The organism is Xanthomonas sp. 4461 (genome assembly GCF_024806475.1).
GTDB classification, from domain to species: Bacteria; Pseudomonadota; Gammaproteobacteria; order Xanthomonadales; family Xanthomonadaceae; genus Xanthomonas; species Xanthomonas arboricola_F.
This window is the reverse complement of sequence record NZ_JANTYV010000005.1, coordinates 80,005-99,623: the sequence shown is the minus strand read 5'-3', so window position 1 is coordinate 99,623 and position 19,619 is coordinate 80,005. Positions and strand designations below refer to the sequence as shown.

13 protein-coding genes are annotated in these 19,619 nt (G+C 67.0%); 4 read left to right on the top strand and 9 right to left on the bottom strand.

All coding sequences use genetic code 11. The annotated features are described in order from the left end of the window. Window positions 1-36: 36 nt before the first annotated feature. From FHY19_RS17325 to FHY19_RS17285, 9 genes are all read right to left on the bottom strand, one after another. The gene (locus FHY19_RS17325) at window positions 37-4,182 is read right to left on the bottom strand and encodes an Ice nucleation protein (protein WP_259167442.1); all 4,146 of its coding nucleotides are present in this window, start codon (window positions 4,180-4,182) and stop codon (window positions 37-39) included. A 972-nt stretch (window positions 4,183-5,154) separates the two neighbouring features. Further along, entirely contained in the window at window positions 5,155-6,129 is a 975-nt protein-coding gene (locus FHY19_RS17320; protein WP_259167441.1) for a phosphatidate cytidylyltransferase, read from the bottom strand. Continuing rightward, a complete protein-coding gene (locus FHY19_RS17315) occupies window positions 6,126-6,758 on the bottom strand; it encodes a lysophospholipid acyltransferase family protein (RefSeq protein ID WP_259155743.1) in 633 nt (210 codons plus the stop codon). The genes FHY19_RS17320 and FHY19_RS17315 overlap by 4 nt, the downstream gene beginning before the upstream one ends. Next, complete coding sequence (locus FHY19_RS17310) at window positions 6,755-7,399, bottom strand: CDP-alcohol phosphatidyltransferase family protein (RefSeq protein ID WP_259155746.1); 645 nt, start codon at window positions 7,397-7,399, stop codon at window positions 6,755-6,757. Before FHY19_RS17310 ends, FHY19_RS17315 begins: the two co-directional genes overlap by 4 nt. Next, window positions 7,399-8,892 carry a TIGR04222 domain-containing membrane protein gene (locus FHY19_RS17305; RefSeq protein WP_259167439.1) on the bottom strand — a complete coding sequence of 498 codons (1,494 nt, stop codon included), beginning with the start codon at window positions 8,890-8,892 and terminating at the stop codon, window positions 7,399-7,401. The genes FHY19_RS17310 and FHY19_RS17305 overlap by 1 nt, the downstream gene beginning before the upstream one ends. After that, a complete protein-coding gene (locus FHY19_RS17300; protein ID WP_259155749.1) occupies window positions 8,889-9,332 on the bottom strand; it encodes a hypothetical protein in 444 nt (147 codons plus the stop codon). The genes FHY19_RS17305 and FHY19_RS17300 overlap by 4 nt, the downstream gene beginning before the upstream one ends. Beyond that, window positions 9,329-10,666: a phosphatase PAP2/dual specificity phosphatase family protein gene (locus FHY19_RS17295; RefSeq protein ID WP_259167438.1), complete on the bottom strand. Its 1,338-nt coding sequence runs from the start codon at window positions 10,664-10,666 to the stop codon at window positions 9,329-9,331. Before FHY19_RS17295 ends, FHY19_RS17300 begins: the two co-directional genes overlap by 4 nt. Further along, window positions 10,663-12,417, bottom strand: coding sequence for a bifunctional alpha/beta hydrolase/class I SAM-dependent methyltransferase (locus FHY19_RS17290; RefSeq protein WP_259167437.1), 1,755 nt, complete (start codon window positions 12,415-12,417; stop codon window positions 10,663-10,665). The genes FHY19_RS17295 and FHY19_RS17290 overlap by 4 nt, the downstream gene beginning before the upstream one ends. 111 nt (window positions 12,418-12,528) lie before the next feature. After that, window positions 12,529-13,143, bottom strand: a complete 615-nt coding sequence (locus tag FHY19_RS17285; RefSeq protein WP_259167436.1) for a CDP-alcohol phosphatidyltransferase family protein — start codon at window positions 13,141-13,143, stop codon at window positions 12,529-12,531. Between the two features lie 75 nt (window positions 13,144-13,218). Here FHY19_RS17285 and purH point away from each other — a divergent pair, with 75 nt between their 5' ends. The 4 genes from purH (at window position 13,219) to yccS (ending at window position 19,520) form a co-directional block, all read left to right on the top strand. Further along, complete coding sequence (purH, locus tag FHY19_RS17280; protein WP_259167435.1) at window positions 13,219-14,802, top strand: bifunctional phosphoribosylaminoimidazolecarboxamide formyltransferase/IMP cyclohydrolase; 1,584 nt, start codon at window positions 13,219-13,221, stop codon at window positions 14,800-14,802. A 22-nt stretch (window positions 14,803-14,824) separates the two neighbouring features. Continuing rightward, on the top strand, window positions 14,825-15,673 hold the full coding sequence (locus tag FHY19_RS17275) for a hypothetical protein (RefSeq protein ID WP_259167434.1): 849 nt from the start codon (window positions 14,825-14,827) through the stop codon (window positions 15,671-15,673). Window positions 15,674-15,707: 34 nt separating this feature from the next. Next, entirely contained in the window at window positions 15,708-17,003 is a 1,296-nt protein-coding gene (gene purD / locus FHY19_RS17270; RefSeq protein ID WP_259167432.1) for a phosphoribosylamine--glycine ligase, read from the top strand. 303 nt (window positions 17,004-17,306) lie between these two features. Further along, window positions 17,307-19,520 carry a YccS family putative transporter gene (yccS, locus tag FHY19_RS17265; RefSeq protein WP_259167430.1) on the top strand — a complete coding sequence of 738 codons (2,214 nt, stop codon included), beginning with the start codon at window positions 17,307-17,309 and terminating at the stop codon, window positions 19,518-19,520. Window positions 19,521-19,619 lie beyond the last annotated feature (99 nt).

Sequence of the window (19,619 nt, the reverse complement as noted above, 5' to 3'; positions counted from 1 at the left end):
GATCGGCAATGCCGACCGCCTGGGCGAGTTAATTGCTCAGTTCGGCAATTGCGTTATCGCTGCATGATCCGCTGCGAAGGCCGGGTCGCTGCCATGGTCCAGCACGATGGTGTCGAACGGGTCGTCGAATTTTTCCACCACGTTCCTGTCGTCGTCGACCTGATAGGCGGTGTCGGCCTCGACGCCCTCCTCGCCGGTCTTGGCGATGATGTTGGTATAGCGCTTGCCGTCCCAGCAGCGGAAGATCAGCACCGAGTCTTCGCCACCGGTGAGGGTGGATCCCAGGCTGCCGATCAACCGGCTGTTGGCGCCCGCGGTCAGGATGCTGTTCTTGCCGGCGGTCAACTTGCTGCGGTCGCCCGCCATCAGCGTGCAGTCGTCGCCGGCGGTGAGTTTGCTACGGTCGCCGGCCGTGAGGAAGCTGTTGCGACCTGCCAGCAACTTGCTGCGATCGCCAGCGGTCTGGGTGCTGTCGGCGCCGGCGATCAGCTTGCTGCGGTCGCCCGCTGTCTGGATGCTGCCCATGCCGGCGATCAACGTGCTGCGCGAACCGGCCGTCTGCGAACTGAGCTTGCCGGCAATCAGCATGCTGCGATGGCCGGCGATCTGGGTACTTTCGTGTCCGGCGATCAACGAGCTTCCATAGCTGGCGATCTGGTTGCTGCCGTAGCCGGCGGTCAGATAGCTGCGCACGCCGCTGGTCAGGGTGCTGCCATACCCGGCGATCAGCGAGCTGTCCTGCCCGGCGGTCTCGGTGCTGCCGTAGCCGGCGGTCAACGAGCTATTGTCCTGCGCGGTCAGGGTGCTGCCATAACCTGCCGTCAGCGTACTGTCGCCACCGGCAGTCTGGCTGCTGCCGTAGCCGGCGATCAGCGTGCTGGAAAATCCGGCGATTTCGGTGCTGCCGTAGCCGGCGGTGAGCGAGCTGTTTTCCAGTGCGGTCAGCGTACTGCCGTAGCCGGCGGTCAGGGTGCTTTCGTAACCGGCGGTCTGGGTACTGCCATAACCGGCGATCAGGGTGCTTTCGTAACCGGCGGTGGAATTGCTGCCGTAGCCGGCGGTCAGAATGCTGCCGTGTCCTGCGGTTTGGGTGCTGCCGTAGCCGGTGGTGAGCCAACTGATTTCCTGCGCCGTCTGGGTGCTGCCATAACCGGCCGTCAGGGTGCTTTCGTAGCCGGCGGTCTGCGTGCTGCCATAGCCGGCAATCAACGAACTCTGGAAGCTGGCGGTGGAGGTACTGCCGTAGCCGGTGATCAGCCAGCTGCTGCTTTGCGCGGTCTGGGTACTGCCGTAACCGGCCGTCAGGAAGCTGTCGTAACCGGCCGTCTGAGTGCTGCCATAACCGGCGATCAGCGAGCTGTCCGGGCCGGCCATGGAGGAACTGCCGTAGCCTGCGATCAGCGAGCTTCCCTCTTGCGCGGTCTGGGTGCTGCCATAGCCGGTGGTGAGAATGCTCTTGTAGCCAGCCGTCTGCGTACTGCCGTAACCGGCGATCAGCGAGCTGTCGTGCCCGGCGGTGGAGGTGCTGCCGTAGCCGGTGGTGAGCGTGCTGCGTTCCTGTGCGGTCTGTGTGCTGCCGTAGCCGGCGGTCAGGATGCTCTTGAAGCCGGCCGTCTGCGTACTGCCATAGCCGGCGATCAACGAACTGTCCGAGCCGGCCGTTGAGGAACTGCCGTAGCCGGCCGTGAGCAGGCTGCCCTCTTGCGCGGTCTGGGTACTGCCGTAGCCGGTGGTGAGGATGCTCTTGAAGCCGGCCGTCTGCGTGCTGCCGTAGCCGGCGATCAGCGAACTGTCCGAGCCGGCGGTGGAGGTACTGCCGTAGCCGGCGGTGAGATCGCTGCCTTTGCGCGCCGTCTGCGTGCTGCCGTAACCCGCCGTGAGCGAACTGTCGCCGCCGGAGGTCTGGGTGCTGCCGTAGCCGGCGATCAACGTGCTCTCGGCACCCGCCGTCGACGTGCTGCCATAGCCGGTAGTGAGATCGCTGCCCTTGCGCGCCGTCTGCGTGCTGCCATAGCCCGCCGTCAGCGAACTGTCGCCGCCGGAGGTCTGGGTGCTGCCGTAGCCGGCGATCAACGTGCTATCGGCACCCGCCGTCGAGGTGCTGCCGTAGCCGGTGGTCAGATCGCTGCCCTTGCGCGCGGTCTGCGTGCTGCCATAACCGGCCGTGAGCGAACTCTCTCCACCGGACGTCTGCGTGCTGCCATAGCCGGCGATCAGCGTGCTGTCGGCGCCGGCCGTAGAGGTGCTGCCATAGCCGGTGGTGAGATCGCTGCCTTTGCGTGCGGTCTGCGTACTGCCGTACCCGGCGGTCAGCGAGCTGTCGCCACCGGAGGTCTGCGTGCTGCCATAGCCAGCGATCAAGGTGCTGTCGGCACCGGCGGTGGAGGTACTGCCGTAGCCGGTGGTCAGATCGCTGCCGCTGCGCGCGGTCTGGGTGCTGCCGTAGCCGGCCGTCAACGAACTGGCGTTGCCCGAGGTCTGCGTGCTGCCGTAGCCGGCGATCAGCGTGCTCTCGCCACCGGCGGTCGAGGTGCTGCCGTAGCCGGTGGTCAGGTCGCTGCCGCTGCGTGCGGTCTGCGTGCTGCCATAACCGGCGGTCAGCGAGCTGTCGCCACCGGAGGTCTGCGTACTGCCGTAACCGGCGATCAGGGTGCTGTCGGCACCGGCGGTGGAGGTACTGCCGTAGCCGGTGGTCAGATCGCTGCCGCTGCGTGCAGTCTGCGTGCTGCCATAGCCGGCAGTGAGCGAACTGGCGTTGCCCGACGTCTGCGTACTGCCGTAGCCGGCGATCAATGAACTCTCCGCGCCTGCGGTTGCGGTGCTGCCATAACCAGCGGTCAGATCGCTGCCCTTGCGCGCGGTTTGGGTGCTGCCATAGCCGGCCGTGAGCGAACTGTCGCCTCCGGAGGTCTGCGTGCTGCCATAGCCGGCGATCAAGGTGCTGTCGGCACCGGCGGTGGAGGTACTGCCGTAGCCGGCGGTCAAATCGCTACCGGTGCGCGCGGTTTGCGTGCTGCCATAACCGGCGGTGAGCGAGCTGGCATTGCCCGATGTCTGCGTGCTGCCATAGCCGGCGATCAACGAGCTGTCGGCGCCGGCGGTTCCCGTGCTGCCATAACCGGCGGTCAGGTCACTGCCGTCCTGCGCGGTTTGCGTGCTGCCATAGCCGGCAGTGAGCGAGCTTTCGCCACCGGACGTTTGCGTGCTGCCATAGCCGGCGATCAGCGAGCTGTCCGTGCCCGCGGTGCCGGTGCTGCCGTAACCGGCGGTGAGGTCGCTACCGCCTTGCGCCGTCTGGGTACTGCCGTAACCGGCGGTCAGCGAACTGTCGCCGCCGGACGTCTGGGTGCTGCCATACCCGGCGATCAGCGAGCTGTCAGCCCCGGCGGTTTCGGTACTGCCATAGCCGGCGGTCAGATCGCTGCCGCTGCGCGCGGTCTGCGTGCTGCCGTAACCGGCCGTCAGCGTGCTTCCGCCGCCGGCGGTCTGCGAGCTGCCATAACCGGCCACGATGGTGCTGTCCGATCCGGCCACCCCGGTGCTGCCATAGCCGGCGATCAACTCGCTGCGGTTACCCGCCGTCTCGGTGCTTCCATAGCCTGCAATCAGCTGACTTTGATCGGCACCGGTGAGCGTGCTGCCATAGGTGGCGATCTCTCGCGTGCGCAGCGTGTCGTCTGGATGCGGCGGCATCTGCGCACCGCCGGCGGCGACCAACGGCGGCACGGGTGCGCCGGCATGGCCGCCCTGCTCCACTGCCGGCGCAATGAACTGCGCCTGCGCTGCCTTGGGAATGAATTCCGCGGCAATCATCGTCTCTGCAGGCAGCTCGGGCTGGGGCGGGGCATGCTGCGCGATGCCGGCGGCGATGCACTGCAAGGCGCCGGCACGGCTGCCGGCGTAGACCACCTCGGCCCTGGGGAACTTGATCATTCCCTCTTCGCCCAGCCAGATGATGTCGGCGGTATCCACAATGCAGACGACCCAATGCGCGTCGGCATGCATGTTCAGATGCGCATTGGTGCCCTGTCCCCACAACAGGCCGGTCAAGCCGTTTTCCTGTTTGATGCTGGGTTGCCAATGCCGGCATTCGACGATGCCTGCCTGTGGCCAGATCAGTCCGCAATGATCGGACATGTTGTTCGTGCAGGTGCGTAATGCCAGGACTTTTTCACGATTCATAAGGGTGATCTCATCTGGATATTCCAAACAGCTGCGCAAACCGGCGTGCATGTCCTGGCCGATGGAAAGGGTGCGAGGTCATCCAGCCGTCATGGCGAGACTGATCCACCCGTTGGCAAGGGCAGCGCCGGTAATGCAATGGAGTCATCGACGAACGCATTGAGGCGCACGCGCACTGCGGTGTCTTGCTTGAATCGCAGGGTCATGGACGGCCGTGACTGCAAGACGCAGCTGGCATGGATGGCAAGGCTGGCTCCTGCGCGGCAGCCGTTGCAGCAAGTAGCAACTGGACGCCTCGCCGAGAGCGTCGTTGCTGTTGAATCGGTTGAGCGAACACATCAGCGATGTCCAGATCGTCGGTCAGCCCCGCTGGACAACTTCCCCCGCAGCAGAAGACATGTTCGCATTACCGAAGACCAGGAGCAGGCCATGCATGCGGCTATCGGATTTTTTTATCAATCTGCGACCGGCTACGGATTATGTTCGTCAGTGCACCAGACGAGATTCAAAAATTTTTGCGTGCCCATCAAATACCGCAGCGAAAGAACACCCGGGTAAACGCGAATCGCCATCACCGCATGCAACTAAGACTCCCCCGCCTCTGGCAAGGCCAGGCGAGGATTTATAATGAGAAGTGGGTGATTGAATGTCCGTGATCCGTCGTCGCCTTCAGCTAGTGCACTGTCCGCAGTTTCTAACTTGAGGATCATGGTCCGGAGCAGTAACTGCTGTCCGCCAACCCATGCGGCAGGTCGCAGGCCACTGATCGGCTGCCTGCACCTTGCTGCCAGCAACCAGAACCTCTTGCGACTGACTAACCGGCGACTGTTCCAACGCAGCGTCGAATGAATCGATCGTTGCGACGACTCAGGTGACGCTCCAAGCCCTGGCGGCAGCTCCGCCGACCGTGTCGTCTTTACCAAACCGATGCGCCGCGCCGCTGCCAGCCCTGCGCCGAGGTTCGTCACACGCTTACGCCCAGCCGTAGCGGATCAGGTGGAAGAACACCGGGGCGGCGAAGCACACCGAGTCCAGCCGGTCCAGCACGCCGCCGTGGCCTTCGATCATGTGGCCCCAGTCCTTGATGCCGCGATCGCGCTTGATCGCCGACATCACCAGGCCGCCGAAGAACCCCATCAGGTTGGCCACCAGCGCCAGCCCGAAGGCATGCCATGGCGCGAACGGGGTGATCCACCACAGCGCCATGCCCAGCAGGCTGGCCGACAGCACGCCGCCGACGAAGCCTTCCACCGTTTTGGACGGCGACAGTTTCGGCGCGATCAGATGGCGGCCGGCCAATTTGCCCCAGACGTACTGCAAAACATCCGAGGACTGCACCACGATCACCAGGAAGGCGATCAACAACAGGTTGCGCCCGGCATACCCGGGGATTTCCAGATTCAGCAATGCGGGCACGTGCGAGATGCAGAACACGCTGATCATCAAGCCCCACTGCACCTTGGCAGTGCGCTCCAGATAACGCGTGGTATCGCCGCCGATGGTGGCCAGGATCGGCAACACCAAAAATGCATAGACCGGAATCAGCAGCGTGTACATGCCATACCAGCCGGTCCACACCAGCCCGTATTGCCACGGCAGCACGATGTAGAAGGCGGCCAACAAGGCGTAGTAATCGCCGCGCCGCGTCGGGGCGAGCGTGATGAACTCGCGCAGCGCAAACAACGACACCAAGGCGAACAGGCCGATCACCCCGGCGCGCCCGAACACGAATGCGATGCCGACCACCGCCGCCATCACCCACCAGGCGCGAATGCGCGCCACCAGGTTGTCCAGCACCGTGCTCGGGCGCGCGCGCGCGCGCCAACGCAGCGTTTCGGAAATCAGCGTGGCAATGATCAAGACCAGTGCGATGCCGCTGAACAACCACAACGTCTGCTGATGCATCGAAGACTGCTGCAACTGGCCACTGAAGACATAGGGATTCATGCGCGCGCCTCCAGTTGATCCGGCGACAACGCCAGCAGCGCCTCGCGCGCACGCGCCAGAAACGCGTCCTTGTCTTCGTCGGCATCCAGCCGCAACGGCGCGCCGAAGGTAGTGGTGCACAGCAACGGCAGCGGCAACCACTTGCCCTTGGGCATCACGCGTTTGAGGTTGTCGATCCACACCGGCACGAATTCCAGCTCCGGCCGTTGCCGCGCCAGGTGATACAGCCCGCTCTTGAACGGCAGCACGCCTTCGTCCGGGTTGCGCGTGCCCTCGGGAAACAGGATCAGCGAATCGCCGGCATCGATCGCATCGCACAGGCATTGGATCGGGTCGCGGGTGCGTTGCGCCGGGTTGCGTTCGATCAGCACGCCATTGAACACCGCGTGGATCAGATAGCGCCGCAGCGCGGTGCGTTGCCAGTAATCGGCTGCGGCCACCGGGCGCACTTCGTGTCGCAGGCTGGCCGGCAACGACGACCAGATCAGCACGAAATCGCCGTGGCTGGCGTGGTTGCCGTAATACACGCGGCGCTCGTTGGACGGCGCACAGCCGCGCCACAACGCGCGCGCGCCGGTCAAGGTACGGATGGCGCCGCTGCAGGCACGCGCAATCAAACGGGCAATCATGTCCACTCCAATGTGCGCACGATCATGCGCAGCCGCAGCACCACCGTCAGTAGCGCACCGGCGATCAACACCGCCAGCGCGCCGATCAATACCCATGCCGCGATGCGCGGCTGGCCCACCCACTGCCACGGCATCGCCAGCACGGTCGTCAGCGACAACCAGTGCATGCGCTGCACGCGTGCCATCGGCCCCTGCCGTGGCTCGGCGGTGCCACAGGCCAGGCCGAGCATGCGCACGTAGGCGGTGGCCACGCAGCACAACGCCGCTGCCCAACCCAGTTGCGCGGCCCACGGGATGCTGGCCTGCAGGCCGTAACCCAGCCCGACGCAGACCAGCACGTCCGACAGGCGGTCCGGCGCATCGTTGTAGACCTCGCCGGCGCGCGATACCAGCCGCGCCTGTCGCGCCAGCACGCCATCCAGGCGGTTGCACCACAGCCGCCCCTGCAGGCCGAGCAAGGCCAGCAGCAGCGGCGCGACGCCTTCGCGCGCCGGTGCGCTCAAGGCGATGTAGAACATCACCCCGGCCAGCGCCGCGAAGGCGATGCCGGCCCACGACACGCCGTTGGGCGTGGCGCCGCGTCCGCGCAAGGCGCGTGCCCAGCGCTGGCGTCGTTGCAACAGGGTCTGTCTGGGTTGCATCAGTCGCCTCCTCCACCGCAGCCACCACATCCACCGCCACCGTCTCCGCCGCTATCCCCACCGCCACTGTCGCCGCCACCGCCGCAACTGCTGCCGCTGCTGTCGGTATTGCCGGGCGTGGGCGCGCGCAGCGTGTGATAGCTCACCCATGGCGTGCCCACCAACGCGACGGTGCCGTACAGCGCCACCGCTTCGCCGGGATCGTTGCCGGTGCGCGCCGCGTCGGGCCTGACCGTCGATCTGCGCTCGCGCAGGTGCGCATCGCCGGCCCCGCTGCGGCGTACCGGCACCAGCAAGAATCCCAGCACCAGCATGCTGACCAGCACCATCAAGGCCAGCAGATAGCCCACCGGATAGCCCCCCTGCAGCCCGATCACCAGCTTGCAGGCGCCCAGGCCCCACAGCGCGGCCACGGGAAGGGCGCTCACCCCGCGCACCAGCAGCGCCGTGCGCCGATCCAGCAGCAACCCCTTGTCGATCAGGCGCTGCTGCACCGGTGCGGCCAGCGTGCGCAGCGACTGCCATGCCAGCACCGGATCCTCCCCATCGCGCACGCGTTGCAGTGCCGGCTGCAGCGCCACCGGCACTGCAACGCTGGGATCGCAACGTACCCACTTGCGCGCCTGCGCCTCCTCATCGCGCTGCAGATGCACCGCATCGCAGGCCAGCAAGCGGGCGAACAGCAGATCGGCCACACGCCCGGCGCCACCGCTCAGACAGGCCAGTTCCAACGCATCGACCGCATCCACCGGCCGCAGATGCACGCTGCCGCGCAGGCGGCGCCGCAACCACGCCGATGCCGACCAGGCCAGGCCGATCCCCACCGCAAACAGCGCCAGGAAGCTGCTGCCGCGCCAGTGCAGCGGCGAGGCGACCTCACCGTTGCCGGCAACCACGCCAATCACCAGCGTCGCAACGGCCCAGACCAGCACCGTGCCGATGCGTGCGCCGCGCTGCGCGTGCATCGGCTCGCCGCGCAGGGCACGCAGGCTGGCCTCGGCAGCGTGCTGCTGCGCAGGCGTGGCTGCAGGCTGCGGCGATGGTGCAGGCCAGACCTGCACCGGCGGCGGCCCGAAGTGTGTGCGGTAGCGCTCCAGGGTCTGTCGATACTGCGCCTGGAAACGCGCAGCGTCGTCGCTGCCACCGCGTCCGGGCTGATGATGCAGCGTGGTCTGCAACACCTGTGGGCAGAACTGCTGCCAATACTCGCGGGTGTCGGTGAGATGGGTGTGCCAGACCTGGTCGACCAAGGGGCTGGGCGTCACATCCCGGGTATCGGTGCACGCCAGAAAACAGAAGCGCCGGTATTCGTCTACCGCTTGCTGCGCCTGCCCCACACTGCAGCGGGCCTGCTTGGCGACGCGCCGCACGAAGGCCGGCAACGCATCGGCATCGCCGCCAAAACGATACGCCTGCAAGCGCTGCCACAACGCCTGCTGCGCCGCGGTGGCCTGCATGGGTTCGGGCTGACCGGGGCCATGCGCGTCGCTCATCCGGATACCCGCAGTGCCAGTGCCGCGACCAACCACAGCAGCTGCGCCGCCACGCTCGCCAGTTGCCAGCGCAGCAAGCGGCGCATGCCGGCCCAGCGCGTCGACCAATCGCGTGTAGGCGGTAGCGTGGCGCGCAGGCCAATGGCATGCAGCGCCGTGTCGAGCTGTTGCGCAGCGTGGGTTTCGTCGCTGCCGCGCGCCATCTGCGCAATCACGCCCTCCAGCAGGTCGACATCCAGGCCCACGCGCAATGCCCAATAGCGCTGCATCAGCCCGGCCGCTGCGCTGAGCGCAAAACTCAGTTGTATCAACGGCGGCGCCTCGGCAACACCCAACAAGGCGATGGCGGCCGCCAGCAGCAGCAACGAGAACCGGTCCAGTGGCGCGCCCTGGCGCAACACCGCACGCATGGCTGCCAAGGTCATCGGGGATGTGTTCATTGCAGACTCCGCTCGGCCGCGCTGTCGTTGTCTGGGTGAGTCATGCACGCAGCCACGATGGCGGCGCGATGCTGCGCACCCAGCACGATCCAGGCGCATGCGGTGCGCAGCCGCGCGATGGCCGCGTCCACATCGCTGCTGCGGCCACTGCGCACCAACCAGGTCGCGACGCTGGCGGCGCTGCGCGAGTAGCCCAGTGCGCAGCACACCAGCACCGGGCCGTGCACGCGCGCCGCCTCGATCGCGGCGGCGGCGGCGCGCAGCTGCACAGGCGCAGGTGCCACCAGATCCAGCATCGGCAACGCGCGGTCCTGCGCGCGTGCCGCGTACAGGGACAGCTCCGCACTCACGTCGACCACCGCGGCGAAGGCTGCGCGCTGGCCGGGCAGCGGAATGCGCCCCAACCACACACCATCGCAGACCGCGCGCGGCAACGGGTCGCGCCGCGTCCATAGCCGCGAGTTGCACCAGGCCGCCAGCAGATACGGCGCATACAACCAGCGCGCAGCCAGACTCAGCCCGCCATCGCTGCGCTTCTGGAATCCGGGCGCGCCAAGCGCTGCATAGTTCAGCGCGACCAGCCCCAGCGACAGGCTCACCCACAGCACCCATAACCCGGCGCCGCCACTGCACAGCGCCGCCGCGGCGCTGGCGACTGCGCCGAGCAGATACAACGCGGCCAAACGCCAACGCCGCCGATCGCGCGCCAGTTGCGCCTGCGCAAACGGTGCGGCGATACGCTCCGGCCACAGCCACACGCACAGCCACCCCGCCGCAAGCCCGGTGGGGATATCCAGGAAATGGTGTTGATACGTGGTCAGCACCGACACGCCGATCAAGCCGAACCAACCGTGCAACAGCCAGCGCCACACACCGGACAGATGCTGCCCATAGCGCACCCACAGCACCACCAGCAACACGATATGCAGCGACGGTGCCTGATTGAACGGCTTGTCGAAGCCCAGCAGCACGGCAAACAGCCAGCCGAACACACCCTGCGTGTCCGGGCGCACAAAGCTGTACCGCAACGGCCACAGCACAAAACACGTTACGCAGAGCACTTGCGCGCTGAGCAGGCGTAGCGCATGCGTATCCAGTTCGCGGCGGGTACGGCAGACAAAGAACGAGGCGGCGTAGAACAGGTCGATCGTCCAGTACGGCACGATGGTCCACGGCCAGAACGGCATGCCGTGTTCCCAGCCGAACACCACCGACGGCACCTGCTCCGCGCGCCCGGCCAGCGTATTGGCCAGGCCATAACTGAGGAAGAAAAACGGCCCCAGCAACGCCAGCCAGAGCGCGGCACGACCGGTCGGGCGCGCGCCATGTGTCATGCGTCGATCCGCTGCGCCATCGACACGGTGAAGATGCCGAATGCATCGATCCGCTGCGCCACCTTGCGGAAACCTGCCGCCTCCACCAGCTCATCCATCTCCTGCTGGCTGCGCCTGCGCATCACCCAGGCCACGCCATCGCGGTGACTGGTGAGTGCGCGCGCGATGAATTCCAGCTGCGGATGCCACGGCTGGCCGGTGTAGAGCAGATACCCGCCCGGCTGCACCGCCGCCGCCAGGCCGGCCAGCGAGCGCGCCACCTGGTCGTTGTCGGCAAACAGTTCGTACAAGCCCGACACCACCGCCAGGGTGGGCGCCGGCTGCACCACAGCCAGGGCGGCCGGGTCGAACGCATCGCCTTGCTCGAAACGGGCGATGTCGCCGGCGCCGAGCGTGCGAATCAACTCGCCGCCCTGGGTGACGTTGAGCGGGCTGAAATCGCGCAGCACGATGGCATCGGCGCGTTGCGCACCGCTGCCGAGCGCCTGGAGCACATAACGGCCGTGGCCTGCGGCCACATCGAGCACGCGCACCGGCAGGCCCGCCTGGCGCAAGCGGCCTGCCGCATCGCGCAGCAGCTCGCCCAGATGCGCGCCACGGATGCGGATGCCACGCCAACCGATCGCATCGAGATAATTGCGGTCGATCATGCGCCCCAACGGGCCACGTCCACGCGCCTGATTGCGGTAGATGTAATCCAGCGTGCTGCCGGAATCGAAGCCGGTCTGCAGGCCCAATGCAATGCCTTCGGACAGCTTGCCGCCCAGACGCAAACCGGCACGCACGCCACGCCAGCGCAGGTCCTGCAGACTATTGCGTTGCGGCGGCCAGGCCAGACGTTCGGCTTCTTCAAAGCTGGGGCCGGCGCGATGCGCATCGCGTAATCGGGCGCGCAGCTGGGGCTGTGCGAAGCGCGCCTGGATAAAGGCGCGAATTGGCGCAATGGCCAGTGCGCGGTCGCGCTCGCCCAGGGTGTCGTGAAAAAACCCCGGCAGCCAATGCCGCTGCTTGATCGGCGAGCCCAGGTTCTCGTAGAACCGATCCTGCGGGCCGCGGTGCACCACGAAGTCCGAACCGGACACCAGCAACTGCGTCGGCACGGTGATCGCCTGTGCATCGGCCACCACGCGGTCGGCCGCCGCGTACAGGCCCAGCAGCACGCGGACCGAGATCGGACGGGTGATCAGCGGATCGGTGCGGTAGCTTTCCACGCGCTGCGCATCGTGGGTGAGCCACTGCGGCTTGACATAGCTGTTGACGAAAAAGTTGCCGCGCAGCGCATGCATCAGCGCCAGCCCGGCACGTGCGAACGGCACGTACAACTTGACCTTGAACGCCGGCGAGGCCAGCACCAGCGCGCGTAACGGCGGTGCGTAATCGTGCACCCAGGTAGCTGCAACCACCGCGCCCACGCTCTGCGCGACTAAGGCGATGTCCTGCACCGCGATGCCGTGCGTGGCGCATAGATGCGCGATGAAACTGTCCAGATCGCGCACCAGCGCCTCGAAGCCCGGTGCGTCGCCGCGCGCCCCTGGCGAGCGGCCGTTGCCGCGTGCGTCCCAGGCAAAGAATTGCGCATCGGGCAGGTCCAATTCTTCGGCCAGATGCATGACCCGGCCGGAGTGCTCATGCCCACGGTGCAGCAGCACCACCGCCTTGGGCACGGCGCCTGCCAGCTGCGTCGGCCAATGCCGATAGAACAGCTGCGTGCCATCGAAACTGGCGAATTCCCGCTCTACGACATCACGCATCGGATCATCCTGAAATCAGTGAGAAAATGAGAGGCGCCCAGCGTCCAGCGTCCAGCGTCCAGCGCCCAGCGTCCATGCGACGCGGCAGCGCATGCCGTTGCGCGATGTCGATCAGCGCGCCGCCGCCTTGGCCAGCCCGGCGCGTACCCGCCGCCACACCGTGGCGCCGCAGGCAAGGCTCAGGGCAATGGCGCCCCAGGTCAGCCCGCGCGCACCCAGCAGCCCGCAGGCCAGGCCAACGCCCACCACGCCGATCACGAAGGCGCGGTCGCTCTTGCCCATCGGCCCGTCGTAGCGCCGACCGGCACCGACCATCAGCCCGAGCACGCCGGCGTATTCGGTCAGCGCCGCCAGCAGCGCAAACAGCCACAGCCAGTGCGCGCCCACGCCGGGCACACCGAGCAGGCTCAGGTATAGCGCCGCATCGGCCACCACGTCGCACAGCTCGTTGAGGTAGGCACCCAGGCGCGATTGCTGGCCGAACTCGCGCGCCAACATGCCATCGACCGCATTGAGCGCCATGCGCAGCAGCATCCACACCGGCAGCAACAGATACAGCAGCGGCCAGTTGGCGCCGGCGCGGTAGACCACCGCAGCCACCATCAACGACACCGCTGCGGCGATGAGCGTCACCTGGTTGGCGGTGATGCCGCCGCGGTAGAGCGCGCCAACCATGGGCCGCAGCAGGTCCTGGAAGCGTCCCTTCAGAGCATAAATCGAGGCCATACCAGTGGTTGAGTCCATTCGAGCGCTGGCGCAGCCTACAATATCGGCTGCCCCGCAACGACTGTCCCCTCACTCATGGCCTCCGATTTCCTGCCCGTGCGCCGGGCCCTGCTCTCCGTTTCCGACAAGACCGGCCTGATCGACCTGGCCCGCGCGCTGGTGGCGCGCAAGGTCGAGCTGCTGTCCACCGGCGGCACCGCCAAGGCGATCCGCGACGCCGGCGTGCCGGTCAACGACGTCGCCGACCTGACCGGTTTCCCGGAAATGATGGACGGCCGCGTCAAGACCCTGCACCCGCTGGTGCACGGCGGCCTGCTCGGCCGCGCCGGTGTCGATGAGGCGGTGATGGCCGAACACGGCATCGCGCCGATCGATCTGCTGGTGCTCAACCTGTATCCGTTCGAGTCGGTCACCGTCAAGGCCGATTGCACGCTGGCCGATGCGGTGGAAAACATCGACATCGGTGGGCCGGCAATGCTGCGCAGCGCAGCCAAGAACTTCGCGCGCGTGGCGGTGGCCACCGACCCGTCGCAATACGCCGACCTGCTCGCAGAGCTGGAAGCCAACGACGGCCAGCTGTCGGCCGCCAAGCGCTTTGCGCTGTCGGTGGCTGCGTTCAACCGCGTGGCGCAATACGATGCGGCGATCAGCAACTATCTGTCGGCAGTGGCCGACAGCACGGAAACCGTGCCCACGCGCAGCCCGTTTCCGGCGCAGATCAATTCCAACTTCATCAAGGTCATGGACCTGCGCTACGGCGAGAATCCGCACCAGGCCGGCGCGTTCTACCGCGACCTGTACCCGGTGCCGGGCACCCTGGCCACCTTTCAGCAGCTGCAGGGCAAGGAACTGAGCTACAACAACCTGGCCGATGCCGATGCGGCATGGGAATGCGTGCGTCAGTTCGATGCACCGGCCTGCGTGATCGTCAAGCACGCCAACCCCTGCGGCGTGGCGGTGGGCGCGGCCTGCGGCGATGCCTACGAGCTGGCCTATGCCACCGACCCCACCAGCGCGTTCGGCGGCATCCTGGCCTTCAACAAGACGCTGGATGCGGCCACCGCAAAAGCCATTCTGGATCGCCAGTTCGTCGAGGTATTGATCGCCCCCGACTACGAAGCCGGCGCGCTGGAGTACGCCACCAAGAAGGCCAATGTACGCGTGCTCAAGATTCCGCACGGCAATGGCTTGAACAACTACGACACCAAGCGCATTGGCTCTGGCCTGCTGATGCAGTCGGCCGACAACCGCGGCATGTCGCTGGGCGAATTGAGCGTGGTCACCCAGCGCGCGCCCAGCGACGCGGAACTGGGCGATCTGCTGTTCGCCTGGCGCGTAGCCAAGTACGTCAAATCCAACGCGATTGTCTACGCCAAGGACAGCCGCACCATTGGCGTGGGCGCCGGGCAGATGAGCCGCGTGGTCAGCGCCAAGATCGCCGCGCTCAAGGCCGAAGAAGCCAGGCTCACGGTGGCCGGCTCGGTGATGGCATCGGATGCGTTCTTCCCGTTCCGCGACGGCATCGACGCCGCCGCCGCTGCCGGCATCAAGGCGGTGATCCAGCCGGGCGGCTCGATGCGCGACGGCGAAGTGATCGCCGCCGCCGACGAACACGGTATCGCCATGGTGTTCACCGGCGTGCGGCATTTCCGCCACTGAGCCAAACGACAAGGACAGGTCCATGGACCGATTGCGCCCTCTCGCCGCGATGGTGGCGGCTGCCGGCCTGCTTGGCGGATGCAAGCAGGATCCCGCGCCTGCTGCAGCGTCTGCCGCCGCGGCACCCGCTGCTGCGGCGGCCGTCACCACGCAACTGAGCCGCACCGAGCGCCTGGAGGGTTTCCTGCGCACGCGCTATGGCGCCAAGGCCGGCCTGGCGGCGAAGTGGAGCGGGCAGGCCGACGGCTTCCAGGCCGACAGCCAGGTCTGCGCCGAGCAACCGGTGGTGGTCGGCGAGCAGGTACAGCAGCTGCTGGCGGTGTGCCACAGCCTCAGCGACGGCGGCCACGGCAATCCCGGGCTGATCGACTTTTTCGTGCTGCGCAGCGATGGCGGCAACTTCAAGGTGGTAGCCGAAAAACTGTCCGACACCTTCGGCAGCGATGGCAATCCCGGTAGCGTCGACGTGCTGCGGCTGGGCAGCGATTTTTACGGTTTCATCGTGCACAGCTTCTGGATGGGCCAGGGCCTGATCCTGGAATCGCAGGATCTGGTGGTGCCCGGCCCCAAGGGGCTGGTGGGCGCCGGCTCGCTGCGCGCACATATCGACAACAGCGGCGCGCTGGCCTGCGACGACGAGGCGCGCGAGCCGGATCAAACCCAGGCGCAATGCTTGGCCGAAGCGTTCGATATGGACTTCACCCTGGACGTGGACAGCAGCAACGCCCAGGCGCGCACTTGGCCGCTGCGCGTCCACGAGCACGGCAGCGATTGCGGGCAGACGCTGGACACCACGCATGTGTTCGCACTCGACCCCAAGACCTGGACCTACCCCTTCCCCAACGCTCTGCAGCGCGAAGGCTGCAAGTAGCGCGTCCTTTCCCCCGTCCTAGCGAGCAGCTCTCTTGAAAATCCTTGTCATCGGCTCCGGCGGCCGCGAACACGCCCTGGCCTGGAAGATCGCGCAGTCAGCGCGCGTGAGCGAGGTACTGGTGGCGCCGGGCAATGCCGGCACCGCCAGCGAGGCCAAGTGCCGCAATGTCGCGATCAAGGTCGACGATCTGGACGGCCTGCTTGCGCTGGCGCAGCGCGAAGCCGTTGCGCTGACCGTGGTCGGCCCGGAAGTGCCGCTGGTGCTGGGCGTGGTCGACCGTTTCCACGCGCTGGGCCTGCGCATCTTCGGGCCCACCGCCAAGGCCGCGCAGCTGGAAGGCAGCAAGGCCTTCGCCAAGGATTTTCTCGCGCGTCATGGCATCCCGACCGCGTATTACGCGGTGCACACCGAGGTGGACGCCGCGCTCGCGTATGTGCGCGAGAAAGGCGCGCCGATCGTGGTCAAGGCCGATGGCCTGGCCGCCGGCAAGGGCGTGATCGTGGCGATGACGCTGCATGAGGCCGAAGACGCGGTGCGCGACATGCTCTCGGGTAATGCGTTTGGCGATGCTGGCGCACGCGTGGTGATCGAGGAGTTTCTCGATGGCGAAGAAGCCAGCTTCATCTCGATGGTGGACGGCAAACACGCCTTGCCGATGGCCACCAGCCAGGACCACAAGCGCGTCGGCGATGGCGACACCGGCCCCAATACCGGTGGCATGGGCGCGTACTCGCCGGCCCCGGTGGTGACGCCGGAAGTGCATGCACGCGTCATGCGCGAAGTGGTCGAGCCGACCGTGCAGGGCATGATCGCCGACGGCGTGCCGTTCACCGGATTTCTGTATGCCGGACTGATGATCGACGCGCACGGCGCACCGAAGGTGATCGAGTTCAACGTGCGCTTCGGCGACCCGGAAACCCAGCCGGTGATGCTGCGCCTGCAGTCGGATCTGGTGGATCTGGTCGAAGCGGCCATCGACGGCACGCTGGACCGCGCGCAAGCGCACTGGGACCCGCGCCCGTCGCTGGGTGTGGTGATCGCGGCCAAACCGTATCCGGAGACGCCGGTCACCGGCGAGGTCATCCATGGCCTGGACGCGGTGCCCGCCAGCGCCAAGGTCTTCCACGCCGGGACCGCATTGAATGCCGACGGCCAGGTGCTCAGCGCCGGGGGCCGCGTGCTGTGCGTGGCCGCGCTCGGCGACAGCGTGCAGGACGCACAGCGCGCCGCCTATGCCGGCCTGCAACCGATCCATTGGCCCAACGCCTTTCAGCGCAGCGACATCGGCTGGCGTGCGATTGCGCGCGAACGGCAGGCGCAGGGCTAAGCAGCGTCCTTCCCCCGCTTGCGGGGGAAGGTGCCCGAAGGGCGGATGGGGGCAAGCACGGACATCTGCTGGTTGTCGGCCGAACAGAGCAACAGCTCGCTGGTGGTCGTCGAGAAGGCGGTGTTCAACAGGTTGCAAGGTCACCAAGCGCGGTAAGCGGCCGTGCAGCGGGGCTGTGGCGCAATCGCGCACACCGCTCCAGTGCGCATACCTGCCGGCTACTGACAAAGGACTAGCCCCTGTCCACACCGGCGGCGCGTGCCTGCGGCAATAATGTCCGGGCACGCTTGCCCATCAGAGACCGTGGCCACCACTTCCTTCGAAACCCGCCTCAGCCGCCTGTGGGCCCATGAAAAGGCCAGCTATGGCCTGCGCGTGTTCATCGCGCTGGCGGTGGCGATGGGCGTGTGCTGGCATTGGCAGCAGCTCACCGCGGTGCCGGCGCTGTTCCTGGGCGCGATCGCCAGCGCCATCGCCGAGACCGACGACAACTGGCTGGGCCGCATCAAGTCGGTGCTGCTGTCCTTGCTGTGTTTCGCCGCCGCTGCCGCGTCGGTGGTGGTGCTGTTTCCGTATCCGCTGGCGTTCGTGACCGGCATGGCGGTGGCAACCTTCTCGCTGACCCTGCTCGGCGCGCTGGGCGAGCGCTACGCCTCGATCGCGCAGGCCACCGTGGCCTTGTCGATCTACGCCATGATCGGCATGGACCAGCACGGCAGCCACGATCCGCTGGTGGCCTGGCACGGCGCGGCGTTGCTGCTGATCGGCGCCACCTGGTACGGCGTGCTGTCGATCCTGTGGACCATCCTGTTCGCCAATCGCCCGGTGCGCGAGCGGCTGTCGCGGCTGTTCTTCGAACTGGGCCGCTATCTCAAGCTCAAGGCCGACCTGTTCGAACCGGTACGGCAAAGCGACCTGCATGCGCGCCGGCTGGCGCTGGCCGAACAGAACGCCAAGGTGGTCGGCGCACTCAATGCCGCCAAGACCGCGATCATCAGCCGCTTCGGCCGCTCGGGGCGGCCGGGCGTGCAATCGGGCCTGTATTTCCGGCTGTACTACATGGCGCAGGAATTCCACGAGCGCGCCAGTTCTTCGCACTACCCCTACGAAGCGCTGACCGATGCGTTCTTCCACAGCGATGTGCTGTATCGCTGCCAGCGCCTGCTCGCTTTGCAGGGCAAGGCCTGCGCCGCATTGGGCGAGGCGATCCGGCTGCGCCAGCCGTTCGACTATGGCGACAACAGCCGCCTGGCCACCGAAGACCTGCGCCAGTCGCTGGACTATCTGCACGCGCGTGCCGACCCCGCCCTGGCCCGCCTGCTCGGCGCGCTGGAATTGCTGGTGACCAACCTGCAGAGCATCGAACGCAAGCTGTCGGAAGCCGCGCAATCCGACTCCACCAGCGACAACCTCGACACCCGCCTGCGCGACTCCTCGCCGCACACCTTGCGCGAAATGGCCGCCCGGCTTGGCCAGCAACTCACGCCCGGCTCGGTGCTGTTCCGCCATGGCCTGCGCATGGCCATCGCACTGGTGGCCGGCTACGCCATCATGCAGTCCATCCATGCCGACAACGGCTACTGGATCCTGCTCACTACCGCCTTCGTGTGCCGGCCCAATTACGGCGCCACCCGCCTGCGGCTGGTACAGCGCATCGCCGGCACCTTGATCGGCCTGGTCGCCACCTGGGCGCTGATGCAGCTGTTCCCCGGCACCGAAGTGCAACTGCTGCTGGCGCTGGCCGCTGCGCTGATCTTCTTCATCACCCGCACCGATCGCTACATGCTGGCCACCGCCGGCATCACCGTGATGGCGCTGTTCTGCTTCAACCTGCTCGGCGATGGCTTCGTGCTGATCTGGCCGCGCCTGATCGACACGCTGATCGGTTGCGCGATCGCCGCAGCCGCCTCGTTCCTGATCCTGCCGGACTGGCAGGGTCGCCGCCTCAACCAGGTGATGGCCACGGTGCTGGCCAGCTGCGCGCGCTACCTGACCCAGGTGCTGGAGCAATACGCCAGCGGCATGCGCGACGACCTGCCCTACCGCATCGCGCGCCGCGACATGCATAACGCCGACGCCGCCTTATCGGTGGCGCTATCCAACATGCTGCGCGAACCGGGCCGCTATCGGCGCAACCTGGATGCGGGCTTCCGCTTCCTGGCGCTGTCCAACACCTTGCTCGGCTATCTGTCCGCGCTCGGCGCGCATCGCGCCGCGCTCGATGGCGAACACGATTCCCGCATTGCGCAGGCCGGCGACTATCTGCAGCGCGCGCTGGGCGACCTCGCCGCCGCACTGAGCCAACGTCAGCCACTGCCGGCGCATGAAGAAAGCGAAGAGCTGGCCATGGCCGAGGCGCTGGAGCAGCATGCCGTGCAGCTGCCGCCCAAGCAGCGTCTGGTGCGCGACCAGCTCGCACTCACCCTGCGCCTGCTGCCCAAGCTACGCGCCGCTGCGCTTGCGGTGACCGACGCGCCGGCCGAGAGTGCGGCGCGCCTGGCGGTGGGCACGCGCTAGCAGGCCCTTGCAGGCAGCGCGCCCCTGCCGGTCATCGGCAACGCCGCGCAGCGCGGCCGCGCCGGCTCGCCAGAACCACTGAAACGAGCTTCCGGGCGA